The organism is Nocardia brasiliensis IFM 10847 (assembly GCF_000710915.1).
In the GTDB taxonomy this organism is placed as follows: domain Bacteria; phylum Actinomycetota; class Actinomycetes; order Mycobacteriales; family Mycobacteriaceae; genus Nocardia; species Nocardia brasiliensis_A.
Window position 1 is genome coordinate 74858 of sequence record NZ_BAUA01000170.1, and the last position, 13498, is coordinate 88355.

Here is a 13498-nt window from a genome sequence, read left to right on the forward strand (position 1 = left end):
GCACGGACATCGCTCGGATCGTCCGTAACCAGTTGTAGCACATCATGTTTCGACTATCGCGCGACTATCGACCCGCCATCGCCGCGGTCTTGCACACCGGCGAATCCCCACAATTCGCGGCATAGTTTGTCAGGTCCGGTTGGTTGTTACGTCCGTCACGCGACCGGCCCGGATAATTTGTCAGCTCCACTTTGCCGACTCGAGAATATGTCAAATCGATAATTTGTCATCTCGAGCCCTGCCGCTTTAGTTGTATGTGATTGCGCCCACCTGGGGGGTGCGGTATCTTCGGTACCGGGAGGTCTCGAAAAGACGTGCAGATAATGCCGTCGATATCATGATATGAGAGTTTTTCATGGAATATGTAATACTGGTCGATGAATCCGGTATTCCGCTCGGGTCGGCGGATAAAGCCTCGATTCACGACCACCAAACGCCGTTGCACCTGGCATTCTCCTGTTATGTATTCGGGCCGCAGGGTCATTTCCTGGTCACTCGCCGCGCCACTACGAAGCGCACCTGGCCGGGCGTCTGGACGAATTCCTGCTGCGGTCACCCGCAGCCCGGTGAGAAGATGGCCGACGCCATGCTGCGCAGGCTGTCCGACGAGCTCGGCCTGACACCTCGGCGCTGGGGGATGGCACTGCCGGACTTCCGCTATCGCGCCGTCATGGACGACGGCATCGTCGAGAACGAAATCTGCCCCGTCTTCGTGGCTTTCGTGGACGGCGACCCGGTCCCGAACCCAGCAGAGGTGGACGACTACGCCTGGATCGACTGGTCCGGCTTCAACGCGCTGGTGCGCACCGAGGCGCTGCAGATCTCGCCGTGGAGCCGACTGCAACTGGCCGAGCTGGCCACCCTGCCCGCCGACCCGGCGCAGTGGCCGATTCTGACCTCCGACTTGCTGCCGCGGCGATGGCGCGAGCCACTCGGCGTGCCCGCTGCCGCCGCGACCACTTCCGGAAAGGAAGGATAATGACCACCACTACCGCCGCCGGTGCCCTGCGCGAGACCACCCTCTCGCCCGCCGACCACGCTGTCGCAGAACGGATTCTGCGAATTGTCTTTCGCCGGCGCCGCACCGCCGAACCCGCCGATCCCTGCGCGACGAAGCCGTGCCCCGATTGTTTTGCGCCGCACCTGGAAACGGTCGGGCAGTTCATCGCGGCCAACAAGCCGATCCACTTCGTCATTCCCGCCTTCCCGGCGAAATCGCGCAACCGCCGCAAGACCATCGGGCGGCTGCCGGACCTGGGCGAGCAGATCGCGCTCGAATCCGTGCAGGGCTTCTGCGAACAGGTCTCGGCGGTGTACAAGCCCGGTGCGGTAGTGACGGTCTGTTCGGACGGGCACGTGTTCAGCGATGTGCTCGGCATCCCCGACGAGCACATCGACGACTACGGGCACGAGCTGATGCGGATGATCCGGTCCATCGGCGGTGGCGCGATCGGCCTGTACGGGCTGCGCGACGCGATGCCGGACCGGTCCTGGGACGAGCGCCGGGCGCGGCTGCTCGCCGAGTACGCCGAGTCCATCGCCGAGATCAGGGAGTCGGTGCGCACCGACCCCGCCGCGCGGCGCATGTTCAACGGCATCCACCGCTTCGTCACCGAGGACGATGCGGTGCTCTACGCCGAGCTCAGCGCCACGCGCAGGCGCAACCAGGCCAAGCAGACCGCCTACGAGGTGGTACAGCGCAGCCAGGCCTGGAGCCGCCTCGTCGGCGAGGTCTTCCCCGCCGCCGTACGCCTGTCCATCCATCCGCAGGACCACCACAGCAGCAAGATCGGCTTCCACCTGTTGCGCACCGTCGACGGCTGGCTCACCCCGTGGCACGGCGTCGTGCTCGACGACGGTGTGCGCCACGTCCTCGTGAAGCGAGCGCGCGCAGAGGAATTGGGCGGGCGCCTGGTGTGGCGCAACAGCAGGCCGAGTCATTTCGTCATCGACGAACCGGTCGATGACCACACCGCATCAGCACTGGTTATTTCCGGAGGAGAGTTGTGAGCGACCAACTTCAGCAGACCCTGCTCGACGGCACCGACCTGGCGCCGTTCGGGCGCGTGGTGACCGCGGACCCGGGCGGGCGAACGCTGGCCGACGTACCGATCGATCAGTTGCTGGCGACGACCCTCGCGGCCAAGGTCCTGGTGCTGCGCGGCTTCGACCTGCTCGACAAGACCGACCTGGAGGCCTACTGCATGGCAGCGGGCGAGCTGGTCCAGTGGGAGTTCGGCACCATCCTCGACCTGGTCGTCCAGGAGAACCCGCAGAACTACCTGTTCGACTCGGGGGACGTCCCGTTCCACTGGGACGGCGCCTGGTCGGAACGAGCCCCGCGCTTCTTCTTGTTCCAGTGTGTGCAGGGCTGTGCGCCCGGCGCGGGCGGGGAAACGGTGTTCTGCGATTCGACCCAGGTCTATCGTGAAGCGCCCGAAGAACTGCGCGAGCTGTGGGCCCGCACCTCGGTGACCTATCGCACCGACCGGCTCGCCCACTACGGCGGCACCATGACCCAGCCGCTGCTCGACACCCACCCGACCACCGGTGAGACGACCATCCGCTACGCCGAGCCGCTCGACCCGGCCCGCTACCGGAACCCGTTGTTCCTCACCGTCGAAGGGCTCGGCGCCGACGACGCGGTACGGGTGATGGACGACCTGCGCGACCGGTTGCACGACCCGCGCTACTGCTACGACCACGCCTGGCAGACCGGCGATATCGTCGTCGCCGAGAACCACGCACTGCTGCACGGCCGCAACCGATTCCTCGGCTCGACCGCCCGGCACATGCAGCGGATCCAGATCATCTAGCACCGCCGGACCTTCGACGCCAGACAACGACGGCGCTCGCGACGCGGGCGCCGAAGTTCTGCCGTCCGCTGCCGAGCGCCGCGTCGAACCTTGCAACACAACAAGATTGGATTACCAGTCGTGGTCGATGTCATGACACCCGTTAAGTCTGTGCGAGCGTACGGGCGGCTCGCCAATCTCTATTTCCTCGACTACAACCTCGCCTATCCGATGGTGGCGACGTTGCTGCCCGCCGCGGTCGTGCGCGAGGGGCGCACCTGGGCCGCGTTCGGGGTGATCATCGTCGGATACTTCCTGGTGCACTGCGCGCTCATCGCGTTCGACGACATCACCGGCTTCCGGGACGGCAGCGACGCCAAGAACTACCGCGACAACCCGAGCGCCCTGCGGCGCGCGCACTGGAAACCCTTGGTAACCGGGGAACTCCGGCTGCCGCAGGCGCTGCGGTTCTCCTGGATCTGCCTGCTGTCCGGGCTGGCTCTGCTCGTGGTGGGGCTGCTCATCGCCCCCTACCATCCGCTGTGGCTGATCGTTCTCGCCGTCGTCGGCGCGTGCATCTCGGTGCAGTACTCCTACGGATTGAAGTTGAGCCACATCGGTTTTCAGGAACTGGTGCTGTTCCTGTTCACGATGCAGCTGGTCTTCGTGCCGTTCTGGGCACTGACCGGCGGCGTCACCACGCGCAGCATGATCGAGGGCGGGCTGTTCGCGTTCTGGCTGATGATGGTGTCCTGGTACTCCAACCTGCGCGATATCGAAACCGATCGCGGCGTCGGCCGGATCAACGTGGCCACCATGACCGGCGAGCGCACCTACATCAACCTGCTCGGCGTGCTCGCGGTCGCCGACATCATCGTGGTGTTCGCGCTCATCGCCGTCGATGAGCTGCCGCTCGCCTTCGGCTTGCTGCTGTGCCCGGTGTTCGCGCTGCGGTTCGTCCAGTTCCGGCTCGGCGCGATCAAGCGCAATCCGCTCGTCGGCCGGCTACTCGGTCGCCGGCTCGCCTGGACCGGCGCCGTGCTGATGGCCATCGGCAACCTGTTCCTGGCGAACTGAGCTCGCAGCGAAAGGACACTGATGAACATCTCGAAAACCACACGGCGCAGCAAGATCTGGGTTCGCTGGCTGGTGCTGCACGGTGCGGCGGGCGTCATGCTGCGGATGATGGCGCGCCGCGGCGACCCGTTCGCCACCCTGCTGGTCGGGCCGGGTCGCGGCATCGATCCCTACCCCGACATGGAACGAATCCGTGCCGCGGGCCGGATCGTGCCGACCCCGTTGCTCAACCTCACCGTCGACCTCGAGGTCTGCCGGACCATCATGCGGGACAGTCGATTCGGGGCCACCAAGCCCAGCCACATGAGCATGCCGAAGCCGGTGCGCTGGATGCTGGAGCACACCGGGCAGGACCTGCCCAACCCCACCGATCCGCCCGCGCTGATCGCCCTGGACCCGCCGGACCACAGTCGGTTGCGCCGTCCCGTCGTCGCCGCCTTCACCGCCGCGGCCATGCGGGACATGACCGATCGCATCGGCGTGGTGGCCGATCAACTGCTCGACGAACTGGAACCGCGCTCGCACGCCGACCTGATCGCCGATTTCGCGGCCAAGCTGCCGGTCGCGATCATCGCGCACCTGCTCGGCGTCCCCGAGCAGGATCATCCGAAACTGCTGGAATGGGGCAACAGCGGGGCGCCGCTGTTCGATATCGGAGTGCGGCACGAGGGCTATCGCACCGGCATCGAGGGCCTCACCGACGCACAGCAGTACTTCAGCGACCACGTCGACCGGTTGCGAATCCAGCCGGGCCCCAGCATTTTCGGTCACGTCGTGGCGACGAGCGGGCTGGCGCAGCACGAACTGATGGCCACCGCGTCGATCATCATGGGCGCCGGGTTCGAGACGGCGATGAACATGCTCGGCAGCGGTATCGTGCTGCTGCTGCGCAATCCCGGCCAACTCGCCAAACTCCAGGCAGACCCGGAGCAGTGGGCCAGCGCGGTGGAGGAGATCCTGCGCATCGAGAGCCCCGCGCAGATGACCATGCGCACCGCGCACGAGGACGTCGAGGTCGCCGGTCACCGGATCCGCGCAGGCGAGGTGGTGATGCTGCTGCTCGGCGGCGCCAACCGCGATCCCGAGCGCTTCACCGAACCGGCGACATTCGACATCGGCCGCGAAAGAGTGCGTGAGCACATCGCTTTCGGCCAAGGCATCCACACCTGCCTCGGCGCCCGCCTGGCCCGGCTCGAAGGCACCATCGGCCTGCGCAAGCTGTTCGAACGGTTCCCCGACCTCGCCCTGGACGGCGAGCCCGAACTCCGCGGCCTCGCCGTCCTGCGCGGCTACGACCGCGTCCCCGTCCGCCTCCGCTCCCGCTCGACCCGCCCAGCCCTCCATCTCGCCGCCCACACCCCCTGACCTTTCCGTTTTCCCTTGGCCGCCCGCGATATTCGGCATCACCGACCGCGGGCGGCCAACGCGCTTCATATCAAAGTGCTTGTGCTGATGAGGATTTCGGTTCCTTGACCTGCCCCTGCCGACCGTGCAGGTGGTGGGCCAGGAAGCGGTCGACGAGGTGGAACATTTCTATCTGGTTCTCCTGGTTGACGAAGCCGTGCCCTTCGTTGTCCTTGACCAGGTATTCGACCTCGACGCCGCGCTCGCGCAGGGCCGTGACCAGGTTGTCGGACTCGGCCTGGACTACTCGGACGTCGTTGGCGCCTTGGACGACCAGCAGAGGCGTGCGGATCCGGTCCACGTGGGTGATGGGCGAGCGCGCCAGCATGTCGGCCTCCTGGGCCGGGTCGTCCGGATCGCCGACGAACAGGTACCAGTTGTTGGCCATCATCGGGCGGGTGAACGGCGGCATGGTCCGCATGAAGTTCGCGAGGCTCGAAATACCGCAGTAGTCGATGGCGGCGGCGAAGACATCCGGGGTGAAGGTGACACCGACCAGCGCCGCGTAGCCGCCGTAGGAACCGCCGAAGATCGCCACCCGCGCCGGATCGGCGTAGCCCTGCGCCACCGCCCAGTCGACGCTGTCGATGAGGTCGTCGTGCATCTTGCCCGCGAACTCACCGATGGCCGCTTTGGCATGGGCCTTCCCGTAGCCGGTCGAACCACGGAAGTTGACCTGCAGCACCGCGTAACCGCGATTCGCCAGCAGTTGCACGGCCGGGTCGTATCCCCACGCGTCACGCGTCCACGGACCGCCGTGCACCAGCAATACCAGCGGCAGTCGGCTGGGCGGCAGGCCGACCGGCAGCGTCAGATACGACGGCAGCGCCAGTCCGTCGCGCGCGGTGATGGTCACCGGCGTCATCGGGGCCAGATCCGCGGGGTTCAGGTGTGGGTAGGCGCGAAACAGCAGGCGGCTCTCGTCTGAACCGTGGTCGTAGTAGTAGGTGACGCCGGGGTCGCGATCGTGGGTGAAGGTGACCACCCAGCGCTGTCCGCTCAGATCCGAGGACAGGGTGTGCAGGTCGCCGTCGCACAGACCGGTCAGCTTCGGCAGCACCTCGGCGAAATGCGGGTCCAGCGCGTGGATCACCTGCCGCTCGCCCGAATAGCGGGCTCCGATCAGCTCGCCGGTGCGCCTGCTGAGGATGAGCGGCTCGGCGAAAACGGTGATGCCGGCATCGAGATCGAAGACGGGATGGCTGTCGACCTCGCTCTCCTGCCCGGTCGCCAGGTCGAGCCGGACCAGGCGGGTCCGGTCGGTGCCCCGGTTGGAACCGAGCCATACTCCCGTGCCGTCAGGCGTGATCTGCAGCGGGTTGATCCCCATCGGGTAATCGGCGCCATCCCAGACCGCGATAGGGCGCAGCGTCTTCGCGGCGCTGTCCCAGCGGCGCAATTCGACGTCGCCGTCGGCGGTGAGCGCCATCGCGAACAGGTCACCGGCGTGACTGCTCAGCCAGCCGTAGGTCGCGCCCTGACTCTCGGCGAGCAGGGTGAGTTCGCCGGTGTCGAGGTCGAGTGCATAGGCGTCGAACGCCGCCGGAGTCCGCTTGTTCAGCTGCACGATCGCAGTGCCCGGCTTGCCGAGCGGCAACTCGAAACCGAGCAGCCGCACGCCGGGAAACGGCGTCAGGTCGACGGCCGCGGCGTCCGCGTTCGCCGGATCGACGCGGTAGAGGTGCCAGTTCTCGTCGCCGTTGTCGTCCTGGAGGTAGAGCAGCCACCGCGAATCGTCGGTCCACCGGTAGTGGAACACGCTGCGGTTGTCGTCCGCGGTGACGCAACGGGCGGGCTCGGCTCCGTCGAGGCGCTGCACCCACACGTTCAAACGGTGCCGCCACGGTGCCAGGTAGGCGATGCGCGTACCGTCCGGCGAGATCGTCGCGGCGGCGCGCGCCGGTGAACCGAACAGTTCCTCGACGGGGATGACTGCTGGTAATGCCATGACTGTCCTTTCGCTCGGTGCTCCGGTGCCAGCAGACACCGTGCCGTTGCGGCACACTCAAGCCGGATGTGCGCGAGGACACGGAGGAAGGACAGCCCATGGCGTGGAGCACCAGCCAGCTCGCCGAGCTGGCGGGCACCACTTTGCGAGCAGTCCGGCACTACCACGAGGTCGGGTTGCTCGCCGAGCCCGAACGCCGCGCCAACGGCTACAAGAGCTACGGCGTCGCCCACCTGGTACGGCTGCTGCGCATCAAACGCCTGACCGAACTGGGGTTCTCACTGGCCCAGATCGCCGCCATGGGCGCGGCCGACGTCCCGCCGGAACAAGCGTTGCGCGCCTTGGACGCCGAGCTGGCCGCGAACATCGAACGCCTGCAACAGGTCCGGACCGAACTCGCCACCACCATGGCGCAGGGCACGCCGACCGATCTCCCGCCCGCCCTGGCCGCCGCCTCCGCCCACATCGAACTCTCCGAAGCCGACCGGGCCTTCATCGTCGTGCTCTCGCGAGTGCTCGGACCCGCCGGCATCGAAACCTACATCGAACTGTTCCGGGACTATCACACCGAACCCGAAGCCCTCGAGTTCGATCGGCTCCCCGCCGACGCCGACGACCACACCAGACAGCACCTCGCCGAACGCACCGTCCCCCGGATCCGCGCCCTCGTCGCCGCCCATCCAGGACTACTCTCCAGCACCGACGACGCACCCCGCGGCCGCCGCTTCGCCGCCGAGGCCATCGGCACAGCCATCGATGACCTGTACAACCCTGCCCAACTCGACGTTCTCGCCCGGGTGAGTCGGCTACTCGAGCGCACTTCCGCCGACTAGACAGCGAATTCCGTTGGGTCCCAATGGCAACGGGACCACGCGGGACGACCTCGCGTGGTGTACCAAGCGACAGATAGGTGGGGTTCACAGAGGTTCGATACGGTTCACAGGGGGTTGTAGCGCACGTCGGCCGAGACCGCTACTGCGTACGGGCGGGGAAGAACCCGGTGCGGAGGAAGGCGGTGATGTAGGTGTCCAGGGCGTGGTCGTCGATGGGGTGGCAGGTGATCGCGCTGCCGGCGAGGGCGCGGGCGGTGTTGGTGGCGTCGATGACCAGGTCGGGTGGGGTGGTGGCGAAATTGCCGCCGAGTAGGGCGGCGCGGACCAGGGAGTCGTCACCGGTCTGGAAACGGGTGTGTGCTTGTTCGGTGAGGCGGCCGCGGACGTCGTCGAATGTTGCCGTCTCGATGGGTAATCCGTGGCGACGCAGACAGTCGAAGAGGGTGCGGATCGGCACCGGCTCGTCGTTCACCAGATGGTAGGCGGTGGCGGTCGCGGGGCTCAGCGAGATCTCGACGAGGGCCCGCGCCACATAGGTCACCGGCACCAGCGCGATGCCCGCCGCGCCGACATCGGGGGCGACGCCGAGGATCACCGCCGCGCGGACCATGTTCCAGAACGAGTCGTCGGGGCTGTTGATACCGACCTGAAGGTCCCCGGACACCAGTCCCGGGCGATAGACCCGCGCGGGCACGCCGCGCTCGGCGGCTTGCAGGATCAGTTGCTCGGCAGCCCATTTGGACGAGATGTACCCCTGTTTCGGTAGCTCGTCCGCCTCGATCCGGGTGCTCTCGTAGACGGCCGCGCCCGGGGCGGCGGAGATCACGGTGTTGACGGTGGAGACGAAGTGCACGGGTTTGAGCCGACGAGTGGTGGCCAGCCGCAACACTTCCCGAGTGCCTTCGACATTGGCGGCACGCAACCGCGAATAGTGCTCGAGATGATTCACGCGGGCACCATTGTGGTAGATGACGTCGATCCGGTCGGCGAGCCAGGCATATTCGGTATCGGACAGGCCGAACGCGGGCTCCGCGAGATCGCCTGGCACCGGCACGATCCGGGTCTCCAACGCGTCGTCCCACAGCTGATACTGCTGCAAGGTCTCCTGGATTCGCGCACGGCCCGCCCGGGCATTCTCGGTCCGCACCAGACACCACATCACGGCGTCGGTGCGGTCCAGCAGTTCGCGCAAGAGGTACGCACCGACGAACCCGGTCGCTCCGGTCAACAGCACGTCGCGGGCACCACCATGATGGCTCGGCATGAGACCGTCGGCCGAGATATCCGGCCCGAGTACCGCATCCGCGGCGATCACGGCGGGGTCGTGCAGCGCAGTTTCCTGCCCCGCGATGCGCGCGGCGAGCGCACGCACGGTGGACGCGCCGAACACCGCCGCGACCGGCAACTCGATGCCGCGCGCCGCCAGCGCGTGTTGCAACGTGAGCGTGCGCAGGGAGGTGCCGCCGCGCGCGAAGAAGTCGTCGTCGGCGCTGACCCGCTCGATTTCCAGCACCTCCGCGAAGACCGCGGCCACGATCTCCTCGGTCCGCGTGCTCGGCGCACGGAACGTCGTGGCGCGGAAACCGGGAGCGGGCAGCGCTTTTCGGTCGAGCTTGCCGGCCGGGGTCAGCGGGACCTCGTCCAGCACGACGATCGCGGCAGGCACCATGTGCCGCGGCAGGATGCGCTCGGCAGCCGCGCGAAGCCGGTCCGGGTCGAGCGTGCGTCCCGGCTCCGCCCGCACGTAGCCGACCAGAACGATTTCCCCCGTGGGTGTCTCGTGTCCGACAGTAACCGCGAACCCGACGTCGTCGTGTGCGCCCAGCACCGCGTCGATTTCACCGAGTTCGATCCGGAACCCACGGATCTTCACCTGAAAGTCGGAGCGCCCCAGGTACTTCAGATCCCACGTCGCCTGCCCGCCGACCGGCGCACACCAGCGCACCAGATCCCCGGTTCGGAACATCCGCTCCCCTGGTTCACCCCACGGGTTGGCGACGAACCGGTGCGCCGTGAGCGCCGCGCGGTCATGGTAGCCACGAGCCAAAGTAGCCCCCGCTAAGTACAATTCGCCGGTCACGCCAGGCGGCACCGGATGCAGCCGGACGTCCAGCACCATCGCGGTCACCCCGCGCACCGGTGCGCCGATGGTGACCTCGCGCCCCGCGTGCTGGGCACCGAAAGTGGCGGCGATGGTGACCTCGGTCGGACCGTAGGCGTTGACGTAGCGGCGGCCGGGCTCCCACTTCGCCACCAGATCAGCAGGGGTGACATCGCCGCCCACCAGGAACGTACGGGTCGGCACTTCAGCCGGGTCCACGGTGCTGAGCACCGCCGGGGTGACACTGCAATGCGTCACCCGCTCGTCCCGCAGCACCGCTGCGAACTCGGGGCCGCCGAGCACGGTGGGCGGCAGTACCACCAGGGTCGCCCCGACCGACAACGCGCAGAGCCACTCCAGCGCCGCCGGATCAAAGCTCGGCGAAATCGAATGCAGCAGAGTATGTTCCGCGCCAATCCGCAATACGTCCACGGCGTGCTCGACCAGCCCGGCCAGCCCCGCGTGCGTCACCACGACCCCCTTCGGCACACCTGTCGACCCGGAGGTGTAGATCAGATATGCCGGATTGTGCAGGCGCAGTGGCGTTCTCCGATCGATATCGGTAACCGGCGCTGCCGAGCGGCGAGCGCAGCGCGCGGCGACGTCGGGATGATCGAGTTCGAGCCAGACCATCTCGTCGGGCAGCCGCTCCAGATGTCCGGTGGTGGTCACGCCCAGCACCGCCGCCGAGTCGATCACCATGTGCCGCAACCGCTCCAGCGGATACGCCGGATCGACCGGAACGTAGGCGCCGCCGGCTTTGCCCACCGCCAGCGCCGCGGCGAGCATCGTGTACCCGCGCGGCAACGCCACGACGACCAGTCGCTCCGGCCCCACGCCATGATCGATCAGCACGCGCGCCAGCCGCGAGGAGTGCTCGTCGAGTTCGCCGTAGCTGATCGAGCGACCGTCCTCGCGGACCGCGATGCGGTCGCGCCCGTGCGCCATACCCCGCAGCAGCAGGTCCGGCATCGGCACCCCCGGCTGCATCGGCACGGGGGCGTTGCGGGTGAACGCCGCGTACTCGTCGGCCGCGAGCAGCGGCAGATCTCCCACCGGCCGGCGCGGCTGGGCGACGATCGCCGCCAGCAACCGCGCGAACCGCTCGGCGGCGTGCCGAATCGTGGCTTCGTCGAACAGGTCCCGAGCATAGGAGAACCGGCCCGCCAGCCCCGCATCGGTCTCCCCGATCATCAGGGACAGATCGCACTTCTCGATATCGTTCTCGAAATCGACCGCGGTGACCGACAGCCCGGGTAGCTCGAAGGCCGCCGACGGGAGGTTCTGGAACGCCAAACCGACCTGGAACAAGGGATTTCGCGCGGTCGAGCGATCAGGATCGAGCAGTTCGACCAGCCGCTCGAACGGAAGATCTGCGTGCGCGAACGCCTGCAGATCGCGGTCGCGGACCCGGGCGAGCAGCTCCTCGAAGTTCTCGCCACCGCGCACTTGCGTGCGCAGGACCAGCGTGTTGACGAACATGCCGATGAGATCGTCGAGTTCGGGTTCGCCCCGCCCCGCCACCGCCGTGCCGACGGCGACGTCCTCGGTACCCGACCACCGGGCGAGCAAGACCGCGAAAGCGGCGTGTACCACCATGAACAGCGTCGCGTGGTGGTCGCGGGACAGTTCCGTCAGTCCGCGATACACCGCGCCGTCGATCGAAAAGGCCACGTGCCCACCGGCGAACGAGCGCGTCGCGGGCCGCGGCCGATCGAATGGCAGGTCGAGTTCGTCGGGCGCACCGGCCAGCGCGGCGCGCCAGAACCGCGCCTGGTCTGCGAGCAAGCTGTCCGGATCGGTTTCGGCACCGAGGGTCGCGCGCTGCCAGACACTGAAATCGGCGTACTGCACGGGCAGCGGCGCCCACTCGGGCGCGACACCGGTCGAGCGAGCCGCGTAGGCCACCATCACATCTCGGGTCAACGGCAGCATCGACCACCCGTCGCTGCAGATGTGATGCGCTACGAACACCAGCACGTGCTCGGTGACCGCGGTGGCTCCGGCATCGATCCGGAACAGCTCGACCCGCAGCGGAACCTGCACTGCTACATCGAATCCGGTAGTAGCCACCGCGACGATCCGGGGCAGCACCGCGGCCGCGTCGATCGTTTCCACACTGAGATCGATCGCCACCTGCGCCGGATCCAGGATCGACTGGTAGGCAACGCCATCGGACTGCGGGTAGCAGGTGCGCAGCGTTTCGTGCCGCGCGATCACATCGCCGACCGCCAGGCGCAGCGCAACCGGGTCGAGTTCGCCGGTCAGCCGCACCGCGACCGGGATGTTGTAGACCGCCGAGGCCGGGTCGAACTGATTGATGAACCACATGCGCTGCTGGGCCATCGAGAGCGGGATGTGCTCCGGGCGCGGTCCGGCCACCAGCGGGCGGCGCGTCCCCGTGCCCACATGTCTACCGACCTCGACGGCCAGATCCGCCACCGTGGGCGCGTGGAACAGCAGCCGCGCGGGCACGCGCGTATCCAGTGCCGCGCCGAGCCGGGCGGCGGCCTGCGCGGCCAGCAGCGAGTTACCGCCGAGCGCGAAGAAGTTGTCGTCCAAGCCGATTCGAACATCGCCGAGGATCGCGGCGAACACCTCTGCGACGGCCCGTTCGACGGGGTGCGTCGGCGCACGGAAAACCGCGGTATCGATGACCGGCGCGGGCAACGCCTTACGGTCCAGTTTGCCGTGCGTGGTCAGCGGGAGTGCGTCGATGCGGACGATCGCCGACGGCACCATATGCTCGGGCAGTAGCTTGGCCGCCGCGGCGCGCACCGTCGCGGGCTCCACCTGTCCGACCAGGTACGCCACGATCCGCCGATCACCCGGAGTGTCTTCGCGGACGACCACAGCCGCCTGCCGCACCGATGCCACAGCCAGCAGCGCGGTCTCGATCTCGCCGAGTTCGATGCGGAACCCGCGTACCTTCACCTGATCGTCGGCGCGGCCGAGGTAGACGAGCTCGCCGTCGGCCTGCCGGGTGGCCAGATCGCCGGACCGGTAGAGACGGGAACCGTTGGGAGCGAACGGGTTCGCCACGAACCGGCTGGCGGTCAAGCCTGGGCGGCCGAGGTAGCCTCGTGCCAGTTGCACACCCGCGACATAGATCTCCCCCGGCACGCCCGCGGGAACCGGACGCATCCGGTCGTCGAGCAGCAGAATTCGCAATCCGGGGATGGCAGCGCCGATTACGCTGCGCGCACCGACTGCGACGGGATGAAAGGTGGTATGCACCGTGGTCTCGGTGATGCCGTACATATTCACCAACCGGACGCCGGGACCGTGCCGGTGCTGCCACGTGTCCACCCGCCGGAAATCGAGCGCCTCGCCACCGAAT

Annotated in this window: 8 protein-coding genes; 6 read left to right on the forward strand and 2 right to left on the reverse strand. The window is 67.6% G+C overall.

Features of this window, described 5'->3' with window-relative positions; translation table 11 throughout:
- Window positions 1-355: 355 nt before the first annotated feature.
- The 5 genes from idi (at window position 356) to NBRGI_RS33190 (ending at window position 5237) form a co-directional block, all read left to right on the forward strand.
- Window positions 356-979 (forward strand): isopentenyl-diphosphate Delta-isomerase, encoded by a 624-nt coding sequence (gene idi / locus NBRGI_RS33170; RefSeq protein WP_014982296.1) that lies wholly within the window; start codon window positions 356-358, stop codon window positions 977-979.
- A complete protein-coding gene (locus NBRGI_RS33175) occupies window positions 979-2010 on the forward strand; it encodes an L-tyrosine/L-tryptophan isonitrile synthase family protein (RefSeq protein ID WP_029901126.1) in 1032 nt (343 codons plus the stop codon). Before idi ends, NBRGI_RS33175 begins: the two co-directional genes overlap by 1 nt.
- Complete coding sequence (locus tag NBRGI_RS33180; protein WP_051728220.1) at window positions 2007-2816, forward strand: TauD/TfdA dioxygenase family protein; 810 nt, start codon at window positions 2007-2009, stop codon at window positions 2814-2816. The genes NBRGI_RS33175 and NBRGI_RS33180 overlap by 4 nt, the downstream gene beginning before the upstream one ends.
- Before the next feature lie 150 nt (window positions 2817-2966).
- The gene (locus tag NBRGI_RS33185; protein WP_014982293.1) at window positions 2967-3872 is read left to right on the forward strand and encodes a UbiA family prenyltransferase; all 906 of its coding nucleotides are present in this window, start codon (window positions 2967-2969) and stop codon (window positions 3870-3872) included.
- Window positions 3873-3893: 21 nt separating this feature from the next.
- Window positions 3894-5237, forward strand: a complete 1344-nt coding sequence (locus NBRGI_RS33190) for a cytochrome P450 (protein ID WP_029901128.1) — start codon at window positions 3894-3896, stop codon at window positions 5235-5237.
- Between the two features lie 70 nt (window positions 5238-5307).
- Here the strand turns inward: NBRGI_RS33190 and NBRGI_RS33195 are convergent, their stop codons facing one another.
- Window positions 5308-7224, reverse strand: coding sequence for a S9 family peptidase (locus NBRGI_RS33195; protein ID WP_029901129.1), 1917 nt, complete (start codon window positions 7222-7224; stop codon window positions 5308-5310).
- Window positions 7225-7322: 98 nt separating this feature from the next.
- On the opposite strand from NBRGI_RS33195, the gene NBRGI_RS33200 reads away from it, so the two are divergent.
- Window positions 7323-8057, forward strand: coding sequence for a helix-turn-helix domain-containing protein (locus tag NBRGI_RS33200; RefSeq protein ID WP_029901130.1), 735 nt, complete (start codon window positions 7323-7325; stop codon window positions 8055-8057).
- 139 nt (window positions 8058-8196) lie between these two features.
- Here the strand turns inward: NBRGI_RS33200 and NBRGI_RS44510 are convergent.
- Window positions 8197-13498, reverse strand: a 5302-nt coding sequence (locus NBRGI_RS44510; protein WP_029901131.1) for a non-ribosomal peptide synthetase, incomplete at its 5' end; no start/stop codon positions are given.

Coding starts and splice junctions, on each gene's coding strand:
- idi (WP_014982296.1), top strand. CDS start 356: ATGGAATATGTAATACTGGTCGATGAATCCGGTATTCCGCTCGGGTCG.
- NBRGI_RS33175 (WP_029901126.1), top strand. CDS start 979: ATGACCACCACTACCGCCGCCGGTGCCCTGCGCGAGACCACCCTCTCG.
- NBRGI_RS33195 (WP_029901129.1), bottom strand. CDS start 7,224: ATGGCATTACCAGCAGTCATCCCCGTCGAGGAACTGTTCGGTTCACCG.
- NBRGI_RS33200 (WP_029901130.1), top strand. CDS start 7,323: ATGGCGTGGAGCACCAGCCAGCTCGCCGAGCTGGCGGGCACCACTTTG.
- NBRGI_RS33190 (WP_029901128.1), top strand. CDS start 3,894: ATGAACATCTCGAAAACCACACGGCGCAGCAAGATCTGGGTTCGCTGG.